Origin of the sequence: Streptomyces sp. SID13726, from assembly GCF_010548375.1 — a bacterium.
Classification (GTDB): domain Bacteria; phylum Actinomycetota; class Actinomycetes; order Streptomycetales; family Streptomycetaceae; genus Streptomyces.
The window spans coordinates 683,927-701,484 of record NZ_JAAGLY010000002.1; the positions used below are offsets into that span (position 1 = coordinate 683,927).

General features: G+C 71.0%; 20 protein-coding genes. 13 read left to right on the forward strand and 7 right to left on the reverse strand.

From position 1 onward, the window contains the following. Positions 1–6: 6 nt before the first annotated feature. The 5 genes from G3I78_RS06980 (at position 7) to G3I78_RS07000 (ending at position 3,638) form a co-directional block, all read left to right on the forward strand. Positions 7–1,017, forward strand: coding sequence for an ABC transporter ATP-binding protein (locus G3I78_RS06980; RefSeq protein WP_164421902.1), 1,011 nt, complete (start codon positions 7–9; stop codon positions 1,015–1,017). Then, a complete protein-coding gene (locus G3I78_RS06985; RefSeq protein ID WP_164421903.1) occupies positions 1,014–1,850 on the forward strand; it encodes an ATP-binding cassette domain-containing protein in 837 nt (278 codons plus the stop codon). Before G3I78_RS06980 ends, G3I78_RS06985 begins: the two co-directional genes overlap by 4 nt. Before the next feature lie 92 nt (positions 1,851–1,942). Then, a complete protein-coding gene (locus tag G3I78_RS06990) occupies positions 1,943–2,716 on the forward strand; it encodes a DUF5995 family protein (protein WP_164421904.1) in 774 nt (257 codons plus the stop codon). Between the two features lie 62 nt (positions 2,717–2,778). Beyond that, complete coding sequence (locus tag G3I78_RS06995) at positions 2,779–3,276, forward strand: MarR family transcriptional regulator (protein WP_164421905.1); 498 nt, start codon at positions 2,779–2,781, stop codon at positions 3,274–3,276. Between the two features lie 41 nt (positions 3,277–3,317). Beyond that, positions 3,318–3,638, forward strand: a complete 321-nt coding sequence (locus tag G3I78_RS07000; protein WP_203614459.1) for a hypothetical protein — start codon at positions 3,318–3,320, stop codon at positions 3,636–3,638. Positions 3,639–3,656: 18 nt separating this feature from the next. On the opposite strand, the gene G3I78_RS07005 is transcribed toward G3I78_RS07000, so the two are convergent. Further along, complete coding sequence (locus tag G3I78_RS07005) at positions 3,657–5,267, reverse strand: metallophosphoesterase family protein (RefSeq protein ID WP_164421906.1); 1,611 nt, start codon at positions 5,265–5,267, stop codon at positions 3,657–3,659. A 360-nt stretch (positions 5,268–5,627) separates the two neighbouring features. Here G3I78_RS07005 and G3I78_RS07010 point away from each other — a divergent pair, with 360 nt between their 5' ends. From G3I78_RS07010 to G3I78_RS07035, 6 genes are all read left to right on the forward strand, one after another. Beyond that, entirely contained in the window at positions 5,628–6,944 is a 1,317-nt protein-coding gene (locus tag G3I78_RS07010) for a sugar ABC transporter substrate-binding protein (protein ID WP_164421907.1), read from the forward strand. Between the two features lie 5 nt (positions 6,945–6,949). Next, the gene (locus G3I78_RS07015) at positions 6,950–7,936 is read left to right on the forward strand and encodes a sugar ABC transporter permease (RefSeq protein ID WP_203614462.1); all 987 of its coding nucleotides are present in this window, start codon (positions 6,950–6,952) and stop codon (positions 7,934–7,936) included. Between the two features lie 22 nt (positions 7,937–7,958). Then, positions 7,959–8,798 carry a carbohydrate ABC transporter permease gene (locus G3I78_RS07020; protein WP_164422132.1) on the forward strand — a complete coding sequence of 280 codons (840 nt, stop codon included), beginning with the start codon at positions 7,959–7,961 and terminating at the stop codon, positions 8,796–8,798. 23 nt (positions 8,799–8,821) lie between these two features. Beyond that, positions 8,822–10,180 carry a GH1 family beta-glucosidase gene (locus tag G3I78_RS07025; protein WP_164421909.1) on the forward strand — a complete coding sequence of 453 codons (1,359 nt, stop codon included), beginning with the start codon at positions 8,822–8,824 and terminating at the stop codon, positions 10,178–10,180. A 106-nt stretch (positions 10,181–10,286) separates the two neighbouring features. Further along, positions 10,287–10,712, forward strand: coding sequence for a VOC family protein (locus G3I78_RS07030; protein ID WP_164421910.1), 426 nt, complete (start codon positions 10,287–10,289; stop codon positions 10,710–10,712). A 155-nt stretch (positions 10,713–10,867) separates the two neighbouring features. Next, positions 10,868–11,593 carry a DinB family protein gene (locus G3I78_RS07035; RefSeq protein WP_164421911.1) on the forward strand — a complete coding sequence of 242 codons (726 nt, stop codon included), beginning with the start codon at positions 10,868–10,870 and terminating at the stop codon, positions 11,591–11,593. Here the strand turns inward: G3I78_RS07035 and G3I78_RS07040 are convergent. Further along, complete coding sequence (locus tag G3I78_RS07040) at positions 11,571–11,711, reverse strand: hypothetical protein (protein ID WP_164421912.1); 141 nt, start codon at positions 11,709–11,711, stop codon at positions 11,571–11,573. The genes G3I78_RS07035 and G3I78_RS07040 overlap by 23 nt on opposite strands. A 139-nt stretch (positions 11,712–11,850) precedes the next feature. On the opposite strand from G3I78_RS07040, the gene G3I78_RS07045 reads away from it, so the two are divergent. Then, positions 11,851–12,654: an SDR family NAD(P)-dependent oxidoreductase gene (locus G3I78_RS07045; protein ID WP_164421913.1), complete on the forward strand. Its 804-nt coding sequence runs from the start codon at positions 11,851–11,853 to the stop codon at positions 12,652–12,654. Between the two features lie 35 nt (positions 12,655–12,689). After that, positions 12,690–13,439: a glucose 1-dehydrogenase gene (locus tag G3I78_RS07050; protein WP_164422133.1), complete on the forward strand. Its 750-nt coding sequence runs from the start codon at positions 12,690–12,692 to the stop codon at positions 13,437–13,439. Between the two features lie 36 nt (positions 13,440–13,475). On the opposite strand, the gene G3I78_RS07055 is transcribed toward G3I78_RS07050, so the two are convergent. The 5 genes from G3I78_RS07055 to G3I78_RS07075 form a co-directional block, all read right to left on the reverse strand. Further along, positions 13,476–14,534 (reverse strand): MBL fold metallo-hydrolase, encoded by a 1,059-nt coding sequence (locus tag G3I78_RS07055; RefSeq protein WP_164421914.1) that lies wholly within the window; start codon positions 14,532–14,534, stop codon positions 13,476–13,478. Beyond that, positions 14,531–16,168 carry a class I adenylate-forming enzyme family protein gene (locus tag G3I78_RS07060; protein WP_239157643.1) on the reverse strand — a complete coding sequence of 546 codons (1,638 nt, stop codon included), beginning with the start codon at positions 16,166–16,168 and terminating at the stop codon, positions 14,531–14,533. Before G3I78_RS07060 ends, G3I78_RS07055 begins: the two co-directional genes overlap by 4 nt. 98 nt (positions 16,169–16,266) lie before the next feature. Next, the gene (locus G3I78_RS07065; RefSeq protein ID WP_164421915.1) at positions 16,267–16,587 is read right to left on the reverse strand and encodes an EthD family reductase; all 321 of its coding nucleotides are present in this window, start codon (positions 16,585–16,587) and stop codon (positions 16,267–16,269) included. 57 nt (positions 16,588–16,644) lie between these two features. Next, entirely contained in the window at positions 16,645–17,037 is a 393-nt protein-coding gene (locus G3I78_RS07070) for a hypothetical protein (protein ID WP_164421916.1), read from the reverse strand. After that, on the reverse strand, positions 17,034–17,384 hold the full coding sequence (locus G3I78_RS07075; protein ID WP_164421917.1) for a nuclear transport factor 2 family protein: 351 nt from the start codon (positions 17,382–17,384) through the stop codon (positions 17,034–17,036). The genes G3I78_RS07070 and G3I78_RS07075 overlap by 4 nt, the downstream gene beginning before the upstream one ends. Between the last annotated feature and the right edge of the window lie 174 nt (positions 17,385–17,558).

Genomic DNA, 17,558 nt, shown 5'->3' on the forward strand with positions numbered 1-17,558 from the left:
CCCGCCGTGCCGCACGACACGCTGCTCGACATCGAGCACCTGAACCTGCTTCTGCCCGGCGCCGCCCGGCCCGTGCTCGCGGACGTCTCCCTGAGGGTGGCCGCCGGCGAGGTGGTCGGCCTGGTCGGTGAGTCGGGCTCGGGCAAGTCGACCACCGCCAAGGCCGTGCTGAACCTCTTCCCGGACGGCGCGCACGCCGAGGGCCGGGTCCGGGTGGCCGGTGAGGACGTGCTGTCCATGGCGGCCGGGCGGCTGCGCGAGCACCGCGCCCGCACGGTCGCCATGGTCCACCAGGACCCGCGCTCGGCCCTCAACCCCGTGCGCAGGATCGGCGACTTCCTCCTCGAACGCCTCGCCCGCACCGGCTCCGCCGACCGGCGTGCCGACCGCGCCCGGGCCGTCGAACTCCTCGACGCCGTCGGCCTGCCCGACCCGGAACGCCGGATCCGCCAGCGCCCGCACGAACTCTCCGGCGGCATGCTGCAACGCGTGGTCATCGCCGGCGCGCTGGCCGCCGAGCCGCGTCTGCTGCTCGCCGACGAGGCCACCAGCGCCCTGGACGTCACCACCCAGGCCGAGATCCTCGCCCTGCTGCGCAACCTGCGCGAACAGCGGGGGCTGGGGCTGCTGTTCATCACCCACGACCTGCAACTGGCCGCCGCCTACTGCGATCGCGTGTACGTCATGTACGCGGGCCGGGTGGTCGAGGAACAGCGGGCGCACCGTCTCTTCTCGGGCGCCCGGCACCCGTACACGCAGGGCCTGTTGGGGTGCTCCCCGGAACTGGGCGAGACCTCCCGGCCTCTGCGTCCGATCCCGGGGCGGCCGCCGTCCCTCGCGGACGTGTTCACCGGCTGTCCGTTCGCGGCGCGGTGCGAGCACGCCGACGCCGCGTGCGAGACCTGGCGGCCGGAGCCGGCGGCCGTCGAGGGCGGCGGTACGGCGGCCTGCCGACGTCTGTCCGACCTGTCCGGCCCCGCACGGCCCGCCACCGAGACCACCGGGAGCGCACGGTGACCCGTCACGAAAAGCCTCTGCTCGTCGCCGACACGCCTCTGCTCGTCGCCGACTCGCTGCGCAAGACCTTCAGGCTGCCGGGCGGCGAGCGGCTGACCGCCGCCGACCGGGTGTCCTTCACCCTGCCCGAGGGCGGCTCCGTGGGCATCGTGGGCGAGTCCGGGTCGGGCAAGAGCACGGTCGCGCGGATCCTCGTGGGGCTGACCCGGCCCGACACGGGGACCGTCACGGTGGCCGGCCGGGACCGGACACCGGGCCGTGGCCGGCGCACCCGGCGGGACCGGCTGTCCCGTGCCCGCGAGATCCAGATGGTCTTCCAGGACCCGTACGTCTCGCTCGATCCGCGGCTCACCTCCCGCCAGTGCCTGCGCATCGCGCTGCGGCTGCACGGCCACGACGCGACGGACTCCGTGGTCATCGGGCTCCTGGACCGGGTGGGGCTCGGCAGCCGGGAGGCGGACGCGAGGCCGCACGCGCTCTCGGGCGGTCAGCGGCAGCGGCTCGCCATCGCCCGCGCGCTCGCCGTGGACCCCCGCGTCCTCGTCCTGGACGAGGCGGTCGCCGCGCTCGACGTCTCCATCCAGGCCCAGATCCTCCAACTCCTGGGCGAGATCAGGCGGGACACCGGTGTCGCGCTCGTCTTCGTCAGCCACGATCTGGCGGTCGTGCAGCACATCACGGAGGAGACGGTGGTGATGTGCCGGGGCGAGGTGGTCGAACAGGGGCCCACGGAACGGGTGTTGAGCGCACCCGAGCACGCGTACACGCGGCGGCTGCTCGCCTCCGTGCCGCGCGAGGGCTGGGTACCGGCGGCCGCGACACTGCCCGCCTGACCTCACGGACAGTCCCCTTTCCCGGCCGCCGGTGGTACAACGAGGCACCGGTGGTGAGAGCCGAACTTGGCTGCGGGAAAGGGGAGTTGGGCATGGCGGCACAGAACATCGACGAGGTGGTGGACGGGCTTGCCGGGATCGTGCGGGAGGCCACGCGGGACGGTGACCGGATCGGGTACTTCGCCGCGCTGTACCGGCAGGTGACCGTCGCGGTGCGGACGGCCATCCATGAGGGCCGGTTCGACGACGGGGCCCGGATGGACCGCTTCGACACGCATTTCGGCAACCGGTACTTCGAGGCGTACGACGCGTGGCGCCGCGACCGGAGCGGGCCGCGCTGCTGGCGCGAGACGTTCGGGCTGCTCGACGACTCCGACACCGTGATCGTGCAGCATCTGCTGCTCGGGGTGAACGCGCACATCAACCTCGACCTGGCCGTCGCCGCCGCGCGCACGAGCCCGGGCGCGGACATCCACTCCCTGCGCCACGACTTCCTGCTGATCAACGACATCCTCGCGCAGGTGGTCCTGGCGGTGCAGGACTCGGTCAACGCCCTGTCGCCGCTCATGTCCCTGCTCGACAAGGTCGGCGGCCGCACGGACGAGCAGATCCTCGACTTCAGCATCCGCCAGTCCCGCGAGGAGGCCTGGTACAACGCCGTCCTCCTGGCCGGCCAGACCGAACAGGAGCGCGCCGCCACCGTCGACCGCCTCGACGTCCGGGCCGCAGTACTGGCCCGCCTCATAGCCCGCCCGCACGGTCTCGTCCGGCCGGCGCTGGAACTGATCCGCAGAACCGAGAACGACGACGTGCCGACCGTCATCGCGCACCTGGACCATGCCGTGGCCGCGACCGTCCGGCCGTAACAGCGAGAACTGAGATGACACAAATAACTGTCATCTCAGTTCCGTACGGTACGCTCGAACACATGCCGGACGACGCACAGCTCCTCTTCGCCGACCATGTGGGCCGCTTCTACGCACGGCAGTACGGGTTCCCGCCCATGGCCGGGCGTCTGCTGGGCCACCTCCTCGTCTGCGATCCGCCCAAGCAGACGATCGACGAGCTGGCCGAGGCCCTGCTGGCCAGCCGCAGCGCCGTCACCGGCGCCGTCAAGCTGCTGGAGTCCTACGGGACGGCCCGGCGCACCCGGACCGCCGGTGAGCGGATGGACCGGGTGGGCCTGGCCCCGGCGAGCCGGCAGCCGCAGAACTTCGACGCCGCCCTGCACACGGAGCACGCGGCGCTGTTCCGGGAGGGCCTCGCCCTGCTCGCCGACGCACCTCCGGAGCGCCGGGCCCCCCTTGAGGAGATGGTCGCGCTGGCCGAGTTCCTCGCCGAGCGCCTGCCAAGGCTCAGGGACGAGTGGGAGGCGCACCGGGACGGACTGCGGGCCGCGGGGAAGCTCCCCGGTGCCGCCTCGTAGCCGTTCGAAGAACCGGACCGACTTCAGGGAAAGGCTCCCCCATGCACCCCACCTCACCGGACCCGAACCGCCCCGACACCGACGAACTCGTTCAACTCGCGGTCGAGCAGGGCGATGTGAAGGAGCTGCGCCGCCTCGCGGAGGCAGGCAGCTCCGATGCCGCCGACGAGCTGGTACAGCTCGCCGGGGAGCAGGGCAACCTCCAGGAGCTGCGGCGGCTGTCGGACGGCGGCAATGCCACGGCCACCGACGAGCTGATCCAACTCGCCGTCGAGCAGGACGACTTGGACGAGCTGCGCCGCCTCGCCGACCGGGGGAACACCACCGCCGCCGAACAGCTCGCGGAACTCAGCGGCGAGTGACCTCACCGCCCCGCCGCGTCACTTCTTGTGGCCGTCCGAGCGCCGGCGGTGCAGCGTGAAGGTCTCGAAGACCGACAGCTCACCGTTGGGCTTGTTCACGTTGTAGTACGTGACGTGCATGCGGGTGGTGTCACCGGCGTGCCGGCCGGGGTCGACGGTGAACGCGGCGAAGCCGTACGGGTGGTCGAGGTCGCGGACCCCGGTCCAGACGGCCTGTTCCTTGGTGTACGTGGCGGTCCGCTTGCCGTTGGCCCCGGCGGTCGAGGACACCGAGGTGATCACCTTGGCGGAGCCGTCCTTGAAGAAGTTCTGGTTGGTGGTGCCCGAGACGCCCCCGCCGCCGAGGATCATGTGCACGGTGCCGAGCCCGGTGTCGATGGAGTCGATGGCCCCGGAGACCGGCCGGGGAGTCAGCGTCTCGCTGCCGGTGACGACCCCGCGGACGGCCAGCGAGCGCTCGTAGTTGTGCTCGTGACCGCAGAGCACCAGGTCCACGCCGTACTTGTCGAAGAGCGGGCCGTACTTCTGGCGCAGCCCCAGGTCGGCGCCGTTGGCGTCCGAGGAGCTGATCATCACCTGGTGCATGGCGACGACCACCCAGTCGACGTCCCGGGACGACCGCGCGGCCTTCAGCTCCTTCTCCAGGAAGGCGAGTTGGCGTCCGCCGGAGTAGCCGTTGATGTAGACGTCACCGCCGTCCTGGAGGCAGTTGTCGTCGTTCTGGAGCACGATCACCCGGACCGAGCCGACGGTGAACGCGTACCAGAGACCGGCGAGTTCGGCGTCCGTCTCGGTCGAGGGCAGGGAGAAGTAGGTCTGGTAGGCGCCGAGTCCGAGCGGGCCGTTGGCCTTCTCGATCTCGTGGTTCCCGGCCGCCGGCATCCAGGGGCGGAAGCGCGCCGAACGGGTGTTGTTGGTGAAGAAGTTGTTCCAGGTGCGCACCCGGTCGACGTCGAGGTTGGCGTAGCAGAGGTCGCCGTTGAGCAGGTGGAACAGCGGGGCGACCTGCTCGATGCCGGTGACGATGTCCTTGGTCGCGGGGGTGGAGTTCGCGTCGAGCGCCGCCGTGCCGTTGGCCGCCCAGGTGACCTGCGGGGCGGACTGGTCGCCGAAGCTGGTGAAGGTGAACGGCCTGCGCCCGCCCGGGGCCGTGCGGAACGTACCGCTGTCGGGCGTGGCCCCCTCGTGGGTGGCGAGGTAGATGTACTCGGTGCCCGGGGTCAGGCGCTTCAGCGAGGCGTGGTGGACGTAGACGGTCCGGTTGGACGTGCCGTCGACGTAGGTGACGGTCCGGGCCTCCGCCTTGGAGCCGAAGCCGTGCTCCAGGGTGCCGTAGCGGACCACCGGCTTGCTGACGGGCCGGTCGGTGAGCCACGACACGGTCATCTGGGTGCGCGGGTCGGCTCCGAAGGTCAGGTGCAGACCCTGGACCGGCGGTGCGCCGGAGGCGTCCGCGGTGAGGTGGAAGGCCGGGGCGGCGTCCGGCGCGGCCTGCGCCTCGCCCGCTCCCAGCAAGGGGGTGACGGCCGCGCCGGCCACCGCCGCGCCCAGGAGGCCCAGCGCGTGGCGCCGGCTGACCCCCTCCGAAGATCTCGCCGACTCGTCCGATGTACCCGCCTGTACGGTCATGGCGCCCTCCCTGCCGAGCAGTTGAACTGAACGACCGCACCCTGGCGGGAGTCGGCAGCGCCCGAGTGAACAGTGCGTGGCCAGACGGTCATCGAGGCGCGTGCGGCGGGCCGGGAGGGCGAATCTTGCCCGCGCCTTTGCCGACGGCCGCCCTGCCGTTGACGCGACCGTTCCGGCGACGTCCACCCCGCCGCGGATGAGCCCGGTCCGGCGTGTCCCCCGTGTCGGACGCCCGCAGATTGCGCGATCTCTTGACGCGCCCTTCTTCCGGAGCTTAAATCACGCCCTAAATTAACCCCTGAGTGGCGTTCGGGAAGTGAACGCACTCGCGGGCTCCCTCCGGAAAGGGACAGCTGAGCCATGCGCAGAATCCGAGCCGCGGCCGCCGGTGCGGTCACCGTCTCCCTACTGACCGCCGTGACCGCCTGCGGCGGCGGCTCGTCGACGGGCGGCGGGTCCGACGACTCGCCGAAGACACTGACCTACTGGGCGTCGAACCAGGGCGCGAGCATCGAGGTCGACAAGAAGGTCCTCCGGCCCGAACTCGACAAGTTCGAGAAGCAGACCGGCATCAAGGTGAAGCTGGAGGTCGTCCCCTGGTCGGACCTGCTCAACCGGATCCTCACGGCGACCACCTCCGGCCAGGGCCCGGACGTCCTGAACATCGGCAACACCTGGAGCGCCTCCCTCCAGGCCACCGGCGCGCTGCTGCCCTGGGACGCGAACAACCTCGCCGCGATCGGTGGCAAGGACCGCTTCGTCGACTCCGCGCTCGGCTCGACGGGTGCCCAGGGCCAGGACCCGGCGGCCGTGCCGCTGTACTCGATGGCGTACGCGCTCTACTACAACAAGAAGATGTTCGCCGACGCCGGCATCGCCAAGCCGCCGGCCACCTGGGCGGAGCTGATCGCCGACGGCAAGAAGCTCTCCAAGGGCGGCAAGTGGGGCCTGGGCGCGGAGGGTTCGAACCCGTCGGAGAACATCCACCACGCCTTCGTCTTCGCCAAGCAGCACGGCGCCGACTTCTTCACCGCCGAGGGCAAGCCCGACTTCACCAACGACGGCGCGGTCGCCGGGGTCCAGCAGTACGTCGACCTCATGGCCAAGGACCGGATCATCGCGCCGGGCAACGCCGAGTACGCCCAGAACCAGTCGGTCAGCGACTTCGCCAAGGGCAAGAGCGCGATGCTGCTGTGGCAGTCCGCGTCCGCGAACCTGGAGTCCCAGGGCATGAGCGCGGACGCCTACGGCATCGCCCCGGTCCCCGTGCAGTCGGGCACCCCCGGGACGGGCGCGAACGTCAACTCGATGGTCGCCGGCATCAACCTCGCCGTCTTCAAGAACACCGACAACCTCGACGGCGCCCGGAAGTTCGTGAAGTTCATGACGAGCGACGCGGAGCAGAAGGTCCTCAACACCGCGTACAGCTCCATACCCCCGGTCAAGTCGGCCCAGGGCGACGCCTCCTTCAATACGGCCGCCAACGCCGTACTCAAGGACACCCTCGCGCAGAGCGCCGCCGCGCTGCCGCAGGTCGCCGACGAGTCGCAGTTCGAGACGGCCGTGGGCACCGCGATCAAGGGGCTGTTCGCCGACGCGGCGGCCGGGCGTCCGGTCACCACCGACTCGGTGAAGGCGGCGCTGGAGAAGGCCCAGCAGCAGATGCCGGCGAAGTGAGCACGATGACGACCACTCTCGAAGTGCGCGAGCAGCGGGTGGGGCCCGCCGCGCCCCGGCCCCCGCGCCGGACCGGCCGGATCCGCCGGGTCGGACTGCCCTATCTGCTGCTCCTGCCCGCCCTGCTGCTCGAACTCCTGGTCCATCTGGTGCCGATGGTGATCGGCATCGTGATGAGCTTCAAGGAGCTGACGCAGTTCTACATCCGTGACTGGGGCACCGCGCCCTGGTCCGGCGTCGACAACTACAAGGTGTCGGTGGACTTCGACGCCCCGGTCGGCGAGGCCCTGCTGCACTCGTTCCTCGTCACCGTCGCCTTCACCCTGCTGTCGGTCGCCCTGTGCTGGCTGATCGGCACCGCGGCCGCCGTCTGCATGCAGGACACCTTCCGCGGTCGCGGACTGCTGCGGGCGCTGTTCCTGGTGCCGTACGCGCTGCCGGTCTACGCGGCCGTCATCACCTGGGTGTTCATGTTCCAGCACGACAACGGCCTGGTGAACCATGTCCTGCACGACCAGCTCCATCTCACCGACAAGCCGTCCTTCTGGCTCATCGGCGACAACAGCTTCTGGGCGCTGCTGACGGTGTCGGTGTGGAAGGGCTGGCCGTTCGCCTTCCTGATCGTGATGGCCGGACTCCAGAACATCCCGGGCGAGTTGTACGAGGCTGCCGCGCTGGACGGGGCCGGCGTGTGGCAGCAGATCCGCCGCATCACGCTGCCGTCGCTGCGGCCCGTCAACCAGGTGCTGGTCCTGGTGCTGTTCCTGTGGACGTTCAACGACTTCAACACGCCGTACGTCCTGTTCGGCAGGACCGCGCCTGAAGCCGCCGACCTGATCTCCGTCCACATCTACCAAGCCTCCTTCGTCACCTGGAACTTCGGCACCGGCTCCGCGATGTCGGTGCTCCTGCTGCTGTTCCTGCTGGTGGTGACGGGCGGCTACCTGGCACTGACCGCACGCGGACGCCGACGGAGGCCCGCCGATGCCTGAGTCCCCGATGCGTAAGTCCCCGATGGCACCGCCCAGTTCGTTCCTGTGGACGCGGCGGGTCTTCCTCACCCTGCTCACCGGCTTCGTGCTGGTCCCGGTGTACGTGATGGTCTCCAGCTCGCTGAAGCCGCTCGCGGACGTCACGGGCCAGTTCCACTGGCTGCCCAGCGAGTTGACGATCCGGCCGTACATCGACATCTGGTCGACGATCCCGCTGGCCCGCTACTTCGTGAACTCGCTCGTGGTGGCGGGCGCGGCGACGGTCTGCTCGGTAGTGATCGCGGTGTTCGCCGCCTACGCGGTCAGCCGCTACGAGTTCCGCGGCAAGCGCGTCTTCACGGTGACCGTGCTGTCCACGCAGATGTTCCCCGGCATCCTCTTCCTGCTCCCGCTGTTCCTGATCTACGTCAACATCGGCAACGCCACCGGGATCGCGCTGTTCGGCTCGCGCGGCGGGCTGATCCTGACGTATCTGACCTTCTCGCTGCCGTTCTCGATCTGGATGCTGATCGGGTACTTCGACTCGGTGCCGCGCGACCTGGACGAGGCGGCGCTGGTGGACGGGTGCGGGCCGCTCGGCGCGCTGCTGCGGGTGGTGGTGCCGGCCGCGGTCCCGGGGATCGTCGCGGTCGCCGTCTACGCCTTCATGACCGCCTGGGGCGAGGTGCTGTTCGCCTCGGTGATGACCAACGACACCACCCGCACGCTCGCCGTCGGCCTCCAGGGCTACTCCACGCTCAACAACGTGTACTGGAACCAGATCATGGCCGCCTCGCTGGTCGTCAGCGTGCCCGTGGTGGCCGGGTTCCTGCTGCTCCAGCGCTATCTCGTCGCCGGGCTGACGGCGGGCGCCGTCAAGTGACCCACTCCTCCGAAGGGACCTTCGTGACCATCGACCTCGCCGCACTCCCGCACGACTTCCTGTGGGGCACGGCCACTTCGGCCTACCAGATCGAGGGAGCCGTCGCCGAGGACGGCCGTTCGCCGTCGATCTGGGACACCTTCTCGCACACCCCCGGGAAGATCGCGGGCGACGACCACGGCGACGTCGCCTGCGACCACTACCACCGCTGGCGCGAGGACATCGCGCTGATGCGCCGACTGGGCACGAACGCCTACCGGTTGTCGATCGCCTGGCCGCGGGTGGTGCCGGGCGGCGACGGCCCGGTCAACGCCAAGGGCCTTGATTTCTACGACGAGTTGATCGACGGTCTGCTGGCCGCGGGCATCACCCCGTCGGTCACGCTCTACCACTGGGACCTGCCCCAGGCGCTCCAGGACCGGGGCGGCTGGCCCGCGCGCGAGACCGCCGGGCACTTCGCCTCGTACGCCTCGGTCGTGGCCGAGCGGCTGGGTGACCGGGTGAGCCACTGGACCACGCTCAACGAGCCGTTGTGCTCCGCGTGGATCGGCCACCTGGAGGGCAAGATGGCGCCGGGGCTGACCGACCTCACGGCCGCGGTGCGGGCTTCGTACCACCTCCTGCTCGGCCACGGCCTGGCCGCCCAGGCGATCCGCGCGGCGGCGCCGGACGCGCAGGTGGGGATCGTGAACAACCTGTCCGTCGTCGAGGCGGCGACCGACCGGCCCGAGGACCTCGCCGCGGCCCGGCGGCTGGACGGGCACACCAACCGCTGGTGGCTCGACCCGGTCCACGGCCGCGGCTTCCCGGAGGACATGCGCGAGGTCTACGGCGTCGAACTCCCCGAACGCGCCGGGGACTTGGAGACGATCGCGCAGCCCCTGGACTGGCTGGGCCTGAACTACTACTTCTCGTCCACCGTCGCCGACGACCCCACCGGTCCGGCCCCTCGGGTCCGCACGGTCCGCCGGCTCGGCGTCCCGCGCACCGGCATGGACTGGGAGATCGACCCGTCGGGCATCGAGCGGCTGCTGCTCCGGCTGACACGGGAGTACGGCGCCCGCAGGCTGTACGTCACGGAGAACGGCTCCGCCTATCCGGACGTCGTACGGCCTGACGGGACCGTCGACGACCCCGAGCGCGCGGAGTACCTGGAGCGGCACCTCGCGGCCTGCGCGTCGGCAGCCCGCCAAGGGGCGCCGCTCGCCGGGTACTTCGCGTGGTCGCTGCTGGACAACTTCGAGTGGGCGTACGGCTACGACAAGCGGTTCGGGCTGGTGCACGTCGACTACGCCACGCAGAAGCGGACAATCAAGGGCAGCGGTCGGCGGTACGCGGACATCGTCCGGGCGCACGCGGACAGGAGGCGCAGCGCCGCGTGAACCGAGCTCATGTCGAGAACGGCCCGGCGGCTCCGTCCCAGAGGCGAACGCGGTCATCATGGCCGTACCCGACACCTCTGGGAGAACCGGAACAATGATCAAGCGGATGGACAACGTCCTCATCGTCGTCGAGGACCTCGACGCCGTCATCGCGTTCTTCGTCGAACTCGGCATGGAGCTGGAGGGCAAGGGCCCGGTCGAGGGGCGGTGGGTGGAGCGGGTCATCGGCATCGACGACGTGCGGCAGGACGTGGCGATGCTCCGGGTCCCGGGCGGCCCCGGACGGATCGAGCTGGCGAGGTTCCACGCGCCGAGGGCGATCAGGTCGGAGCCCGAGGACGCGCCGGCGAACACCCTGGGGATCCGGCGCGTGATGTTCGCGGTCGACGACATCGACGACGTGGTCGCCCGGCTGCGGACCCACGGCGCCGAACTCGTCGGTGAAGTGGAGCAGTTCGAGAACATCTACCGGCTGTGCTATGTCCGCGGCCCCGAGGGGATCGTCGTCGGCCTGGCGGAGGAACTCGGCTGAGGAATACGCCTGAGGACATGCCTGAGGGACACGCCTGAGGAGACGGCTGTCCGGAACGGGCCCGTCGGCGCGGAAATCCGTCGCGGCCCGTGCGGGTCGGCCGTTACCCTCCGCACGGGCGTGACGGGCAACGCGACGGCGGAGGGAGCCGGGCCATGGGGACCGAGCGCGTACGGACCGATCGACTGGGGCTGCTGCTCGACCAGTTCGACTGTGCCAGAGAACGGGCCCAGGTGCGGCTGACCGGGCTCGGCGACGAGGAGTACCTGTGGGAGCCGGTCCCGGACTGCTGGTCGATCCGGCGCCGGGGCGAGGCGGTGACGCCCCGGGCGTACGGTCCGGGCGAGTGGCTGCTCGACCAGGGCGCGCCGGACATCCCGGCGGGCGAGTACGCCGAGGTCGCCCGGCAGGCCGCCGACGGCATGACCGTGGACAAGATCGCCGCCGACTGGAGCGTGAGCGTCGAGCGGGTCGAGGAGGTCCTCGCCCACACCGGTGCGCCGGAGCCCGACCGGACCCAGGTCACGACCATCGCGTGGCGGCTGGGACACCTGCACTCCTGCTTCGCGGGCAGCTGGGAGTGGACCTTCGGCGAACACCGCGCGGAGCCCAGGGAGTTGGTCGACTTCACGCCCTCCGCCGATCTGGCGCAGGAGCGGTTCTGGGCGCTTCTCGACCGCTGGCGCGAGAGCGTCGGCGCGGTGACCGAGGAGCAGCTCGACACGGTCGGCTTCTCCCGGTACCCGTACGGCTCCGACCCCGACGAGCCGTACGCCGCCGTGTTGTGGGGGTCCAACCTCGAACTGATCCACCACATGTCCGAGATCGCGCTGCTGCGCGACCTGTGGCAGGCCCGCTTCAGTCGATCCCGCCCCGCTTGACCGGCTGGGCGGCGATCCCGTCCGCGTCCCCGCGGGCGACGGTGTGTGGCGCCTGGAGGCCGACCTTGGCGTGACGCACCGCGTCACCGCCGTGCGGGCCGACCGGCCCTGACCTCACGGCCCGACCGGAAGTCACTTCAAGCGGCCCGTCCCGCACCTTGCCGCCCCTGCCTGGTGAATCTAGACTCGACGAAAATGAAGCCAGTTCAGTTCAGGTCAAGCGAAGTGTCGAGCGAAGCGTTGTCAGGAGTGGCCTCATGATGGGTTCCCTGGACGGGAAATCCGTGCTCGTCACCGGTGCGGGACAGGGCATCGGGCGGGCTATCGCCGTGGAGACGGCCCGGCAGGGCGCGGCCGCCGTGGCCGTGGCCGACCGGAACGAGGAGACCGCCGCCGAGACCGCGGAGCTGGTGCGGGCCGCGGGGGCCCGGGCCGAGGCGATCGTCTGCGACCTGCGCGACCGCGACAGCATCGCCGCCATGGTGACCCGCACCGCGGGGCTCTTCGACGGACTCGACGTCCTGGTCAACAACGCGGGGGTGATCGAGACCGCGTTCACGGCCGAACCGGAGCGCGGGGTCGACACGCTCGCCGAGGAGGTCTGGGACGCGGTCTACGAGGTGAACCTCAAGGCGGTGTGGCTGACGACCAAGTTCGCGGCACCGTATCTGCGCCGCTCCGCGCGCGGGCCAGCCATCGTCAACACCGCGTCCGTCTCGGGCCTCACCGGCTTCGCCAACGCCCCCGCCTACGGCGTCACCAAGGCCGGTGTCATCCATCTGACCAAGGTCACCGCGGTCGATCTGGCCCCGGTGCGCTGCAACTGCTTCTGCCCCGGTGTCGTCGACACCCCGCTGGCCCAGGGCTTCTTCGCGGCCGGCGGGGACCGTGACGCCGTGGAACACGAGCTGACCGCGCCCCAGTTGGTGGAGCGGCTCGGGCGTCCTGAGGAGGTCGCCAGGCTGGCCTGCTTCCTGGCCTCCGACGACGCCGCGTTCATCACCGGATCGTCGTTCGTGATCGACGGCGGCGCGCTCGCCTGGCTCGGCGTACGGGACTGAGGAGCACCGAAATGACCACGACGTCAGGGGAGTTCATGCGTTCCAGGCTGGCCGGGAAGACTGCTCTGGTGACCGGGGCCACGGGCGGCATCGGCGACGCCGTCGTACGGCGGCTCGCGGCCGAGGGTGCGGCGGTCGTGGTGACCGACCTCGACGCCGACGCCTGCGAGAAGCTCGCCGAGGAGGTCGGGGGCGGCGCCCTGGGACTGGCCCTGGACGTCTCCGACGAGTCGGCGTGGCAGGAGGTCGTCGCCACCGCGACGGCGACGCTGGGTGAGTTGTCCGTGCTGGTCAACAACGCGGGTATCGCCACCATGCACACCGTCGAGACCGAGACCATGGACTCCTGGGAGCGGGTCCTGGGCGTGACCCAGACCGGCGTCTGGCTCGGCATGAAGCACGCAGGCCCGTCCGTCGAGCGCTCCGGCGGCGGCTCGATCGTCAACATCGCGTCGATCTTCGGCACGGTCGGCGGGTTCGGCGCCCAGTTCTCGTACCACGCGGCCAAGGGGGCCGTACGACTGATGACGAAGAACGCCGCGCTGCACTGGGCGCCGCGCGGAGTGCGGGTGAACTCGCTGCACCCCGGGTTCATCGAGACGCCCCGGTCACGTGAACTGTGGCGTGACACACCCCGGTTGGCCGCGATGGTCGAGGGCACTCCGCTCGGCCGGCTCGGCACCCCCGAGGAGGTGGCGGCCGCCGTGGCCTTCCTGGCCTCCGACGACGCGAGCTTCATGACGGGGTCGGAGCTGTATGTCGACGGAGGCTGGACGGCTCGCTGAGAGCGCCGAGAAGGTCCGGAGCGCCCGGGAGGGCCGTTACGGCGTGCCGGTCGACGCGGTGTACCGGTCGACGCCGTCGGTGCTGGTGCTCCGGGCCCGTCCTCGGGTCACCAGTACGTCCAGGTGGGCGGCCGTCTCGTTGACGGCGAGCATCCGGTCGAAGGGGCCGAGGTCCGTGAAGGGCACCCTGCGCCGGGTCCAGCCCAGCTCCCCCGCCACCTCGAACGCGGTGCGCGTGCGGTCGCCCAGGGCCGCGAGCGACTCGGCGAGACGGTCGTCGTGGTGGGCCAGCAGCTCGCCGACCCGGGTGTGCACGCTGTCGCCGACCGGGCCGTGGGCGGGCAGCAGACGGGCGTCGGCGAGCAGGGTCATCCGGTGCAGCGAGTCGAGGTAGTCGCCCAACGGCAGGGCGGGGCCGCCGAGTTCGAAGCCGATGGACGGGGTGATGTGCGGCAGGACGTGGTCACCGGAGAACAGCAGCCCGCGCGCCTGGTCGAGATAGACCACGTGGCCCTGGGTGTGTCCGGGCGTCGGCACGACCGTCAACCGGGCGTCCCCGAAACGGAGTTCCTCCGCCCGCAGCCAGCGGTCCGGCGCCTCCCAGACCGTGGGGTCGAAGTCGCCGCCGTACATCGCGGCGACCCGCTCGGCGAGTTCATGGGCCCCGGCGCGGCGCAGTGTCTCCAGCGAGCCGACCGGCTCGTCCGTCCGCAGCTCCCCCAGGGCCTCCAGACCGCGCCGCTCACCCGCGCCCAGGTAGACCCGTGAGCCCAGCTGCCTGCGCAGCTCGACGGCCTGGGTGTAGTGGTCGCGGTGGATGTGGGTCACCAGGACGTGGCTGATCTCGCCGAGGTCGTGGCCGAGTTCGGCCAGGGAGTCCTCAAGTGCCTTGCGGGACTCGGGTATCGACCACCCGCCGTCGATCAGGACCAGCCCCTCGGTGAACCCCTCCAGCGCGTAGACGTTGACGGCTCGCAGTCCGTCGTCCGGCAGCGGGAGGGGGATGCGGTGGACACCGGGGTGCACGGTCTCGGGTCCGGGCTGCGCCCAACGGCCGCGGTCGAAACGGGGGGTGCGGGTCGTGGGGGTGGTCATGCATCTCCTTGCCGGGGCTGATCGGGGTGGGCCGTGTTCTGTTCGGGGTGAATGGTGTCCCGTTCGGGGTGAGCGGAGTCCTGTTCGGAGTTGGCGGAGTCCGGTTCGGGGCCCACACCGTCCCGTTCGCGGTGGGCGGTGCGTTCCGCGTGCAGGTCTTGGGCGAGTCTGCGGGCTCCCGAGCGGTCGAGCTTGCCGACGGTCGTCTGCGGCAACTCGCTGACGGTGAAGGCGAATTCGGGCCACTTGGCCTTGGAGAGACCGGTACGGGCGAGGTGTGCGGTGATCTCGTCGAGGCCGAGTTCGGCGCTGCCGTCCTCCATCACGACGAGTACGGCGGCGCGTTCGCCGAGGAGCGGGTCCGGTACGGGGGTGACACAGGCGCGGGCGACCGAGGGGTGGGCGGCGACGGCGCGTTCGATCTCGGTGATGTCGAGGTTGCGGCCACCGCGGATGATGACGTCCTTCTCCCGGCCCATCACGGTGACCGTGCCGTCCTCGCCGGTCACCAGCAGATCACCGGTGGGGAAGAAGCCGTCCGGGGTGAGGGCCGGCGGCTCGACCTTGCCGTCGCGGGCGTAGCCGAGGAAGAGGGACGGGCCCCTGACCTGGGCGCGGCCGGTCGCTCCGGGCCCGAGGACGGTGCCGTCCCCGGCGACGGCCCGCAGATCCGTACCCGGGAAGGGCCGTCCGTCGCGGCCGAGGCGGATCTCCTCGGGGTCGTCGGGCCGGGGCGAGGTGTGTCCCAGGCACTCGGACATGCCGAAGACCCGCAGAATCCGTGTCCCGAGGGAGCGTTCGGCGCGGGCGAGGGCACCTCGGTCCATGGGGCCACCGCCGACGGTGATCGAACGGACCCCGCCGAGAACCTTCGAGCCCGCAGCGGCGGAACCCATCTGGAGGGCCATGGTCGGCACGCACATGGTCCACCGGACGTCATGCGCGGCCATCCGCGCGAGCGCCTCCTCACGGTCCCAGCGGCCGGACAGCACGAGCGGTCCGCCCAGCATCAGCGAGAGACAGACGCCGAAGCAGTAGGCGGCGGTCGAGGAGAGCGGGACGACGGCGGCCACCGCGTCCCCCGTACGCAGCCCGTTGACGTCGATCGTGCACGAGCAGGCGTAGCGCAGGGCGCTCTCGGACTGGACGACCCCCTTGGGGCGTCCGGTGGAGCCGGAGGTGAGGCCGATGACCGCGCCGCCGGACCAGCGGGAGACATCGCGCGGGCCGCTACCGGCCCGGACCGTCCAGCCGTCCAGGGCCTCGGCCGCCGGTGCGTCCGGCAGGCCCTGGCCGCCGCCCCACTCCTCGATGGCGGCGGGCTCGGCGATCAGGACGTCCGGCCGGATGTCCTCGACGGCGGCGGCGAACTCGGCGCCTGTCGTGTGCCGGTTCACCAGGGCCAGGACCCCGCCGGTCAGCCCCACGGCGAGGGTCGCGGCGACGGTGCGCCACGAGTTGTCGGCCTGGAGGAGGACGGTGCCGCCGGGCGTGCCGTCCGGGGTCATCGTCTCGGCCAGTTCGGTCGCGCGCCGCAGGAGGTCGCGTGCGCCGTGGGGTCCGTGGTCGTCGACGACCGCTGTGAAGTCGGCCTGTTCGGAGCGGTCGTAGAACTCCCGCACTGTCTGTCGCATCCGTCTCCTCGCCTCTTTGCGAAGGCTGTCCGCCATGTCGCGAGGGCTCCTCGCCGCTTCGCGAAGGGCCCCCGGTACGACACGGGCGCCCGGTGTGCTCAGCCGCCGTACATCTCCATCTCGCCGCCCATGACGGCGATCCGGCGTCCGCGCATGTCTCCGACCTGGGCGACGGCCGCCGCCCACTCCGGGCTCCGGAGTGCCGTGCGCAGGTCCTCGGCGGTGTCGAAGCTCAGGACGGAGACGCCGTCCCAGCCCTCGGAGCGCGGTTCGAGGGCCTCGTCGATGTCGGTGTGCCGCCAGGACCTGAGCCCGGGCAGGTGCCGGGTGAGTTCGGCGTGCTCGCCGCGCCACCAGGCGATGAACCGCTCGTGGGTCCAGTCGGGCGGCCGGGCGGCCAGCAGGACGAGGTTGTACATCGCGCGTCTCCAGGTCGTTCGTCGTGCCTCGGGGTTCCTCAGGTGACTCGGGGTTCCTCAGGTGAACAGGACTGCGGGCGAGCGCCCGATCAGCAGCCGTCGCACCCGGCCCCGGTCGTCCAGCCGGGCCGAGGCCACGAAAGTCGCCTCCGGCACTCCCGACCTGCGGACCTCTCCGAGGTACAGCTCGTCCCGGCCGACCGTGGAGGCGGTGAGCGCGTGATGGGTGCGGACACCCACCTCGCGCTGAGCGAGATAGCCCTCCATCTCGGCCCGGCCGCCGTGGAAGTCGGTGCCGGCGTCGCCGCCGGTGGAGAAGAGGATCGAGAACGAGAAGTCGTCGCTGATCAGGTCGAGGATGCGGTCGGCGTCGTCGCTGTCCAGGATCCCGAACCAGGTGGTCAGGAACGGGGCCGCGGAGGTGGACGGCGTATCCGCCCGCGCGCTCACGGCCGGTCCACGAGGTCGAAGTCGGGGGTGAAGAAGGACTGGTAGCCGGCCATCAGCCCGGCGGGCGAGACCCGTACGGCGGACAGGAAGGCGCCCGTGGTCACGCCCTGGTCGACGACGAAGCCGTACGCCGTCTCGACATCGCCGTCGACGGCGTACCGCACGATCTCGTGCCGGCGGTCCACCGCGTTGCGCCCGGCGATATAAGCGGCGAAGTCCTCGCGGGAGGCGCCGGTCCGTTGCCCGCCGGGGAGGGAGATGAGGAACCGGAAGTCCGGTTCGATGAGCTCCAGGGCCTTCTCCGGGTCCTGGCCGTCCATTCTGGCCATGTATTCGCGCAGCACCATTGCCGATCGCTCTCCCTCAGCGCCATGAAACAACCTGAGTTCAGTTCAGTTTGACTGTAAGGCAGCGTCCCGCCTCCTACAAGAGGCGGGACGTAGACCGAGGAGGCCGAGGTCCGGCAGGCTTCCCGAACCGAACCGAACCGACCTGAACCAACCAGACCCGACCCGACCCGA

Bases quoted from the DNA above. Each gene is read 5' to 3' on its own strand.
- G3I78_RS07020 (WP_164422132.1), top strand. From the start codon at position 7,959: ATGGCACCGCCCAGTTCGTTCCTGTGGACGCGGCGGGTCTTCCTCACC.
- G3I78_RS07035 (WP_164421911.1), top strand. From the start codon at position 10,868: ATGGGGACCGAGCGCGTACGGACCGATCGACTGGGGCTGCTGCTCGAC.
- G3I78_RS07050 (WP_164422133.1), top strand. From the start codon at position 12,690: ATGCGTTCCAGGCTGGCCGGGAAGACTGCTCTGGTGACCGGGGCCACG.
- G3I78_RS06990 (WP_164421904.1), top strand. From the start codon at position 1,943: ATGGCGGCACAGAACATCGACGAGGTGGTGGACGGGCTTGCCGGGATC.
- G3I78_RS07075 (WP_164421917.1), bottom strand. From the start codon at position 17,384: ATGGTGCTGCGCGAATACATGGCCAGAATGGACGGCCAGGACCCGGAG.
- G3I78_RS07055 (WP_164421914.1), bottom strand. From the start codon at position 14,534: ATGACCACCCCCACGACCCGCACCCCCCGTTTCGACCGCGGCCGTTGG.
- G3I78_RS07005 (WP_164421906.1), bottom strand. From the start codon at position 5,267: ATGACCGTACAGGCGGGTACATCGGACGAGTCGGCGAGATCTTCGGAG.
- G3I78_RS07030 (WP_164421910.1), top strand. From the start codon at position 10,287: ATGGACAACGTCCTCATCGTCGTCGAGGACCTCGACGCCGTCATCGCG.
- G3I78_RS07045 (WP_164421913.1), top strand. From the start codon at position 11,851: ATGATGGGTTCCCTGGACGGGAAATCCGTGCTCGTCACCGGTGCGGGA.
- G3I78_RS07000 (WP_203614459.1), top strand. From the start codon at position 3,318: ATGCACCCCACCTCACCGGACCCGAACCGCCCCGACACCGACGAACTC.
- G3I78_RS07065 (WP_164421915.1), bottom strand. From the start codon at position 16,587: ATGTACAACCTCGTCCTGCTGGCCGCCCGGCCGCCCGACTGGACCCAC.
- G3I78_RS07015 (WP_203614462.1), top strand. From the start codon at position 6,950: ATGACGACCACTCTCGAAGTGCGCGAGCAGCGGGTGGGGCCCGCCGCG.
- G3I78_RS07060 (WP_239157643.1), bottom strand. From the start codon at position 16,168: ATGCGACAGACAGTGCGGGAGTTCTACGACCGCTCCGAACAGGCCGAC.
- G3I78_RS06995 (WP_164421905.1), top strand. From the start codon at position 2,779: ATGCCGGACGACGCACAGCTCCTCTTCGCCGACCATGTGGGCCGCTTC.
- G3I78_RS07010 (WP_164421907.1), top strand. From the start codon at position 5,628: ATGCGCAGAATCCGAGCCGCGGCCGCCGGTGCGGTCACCGTCTCCCTA.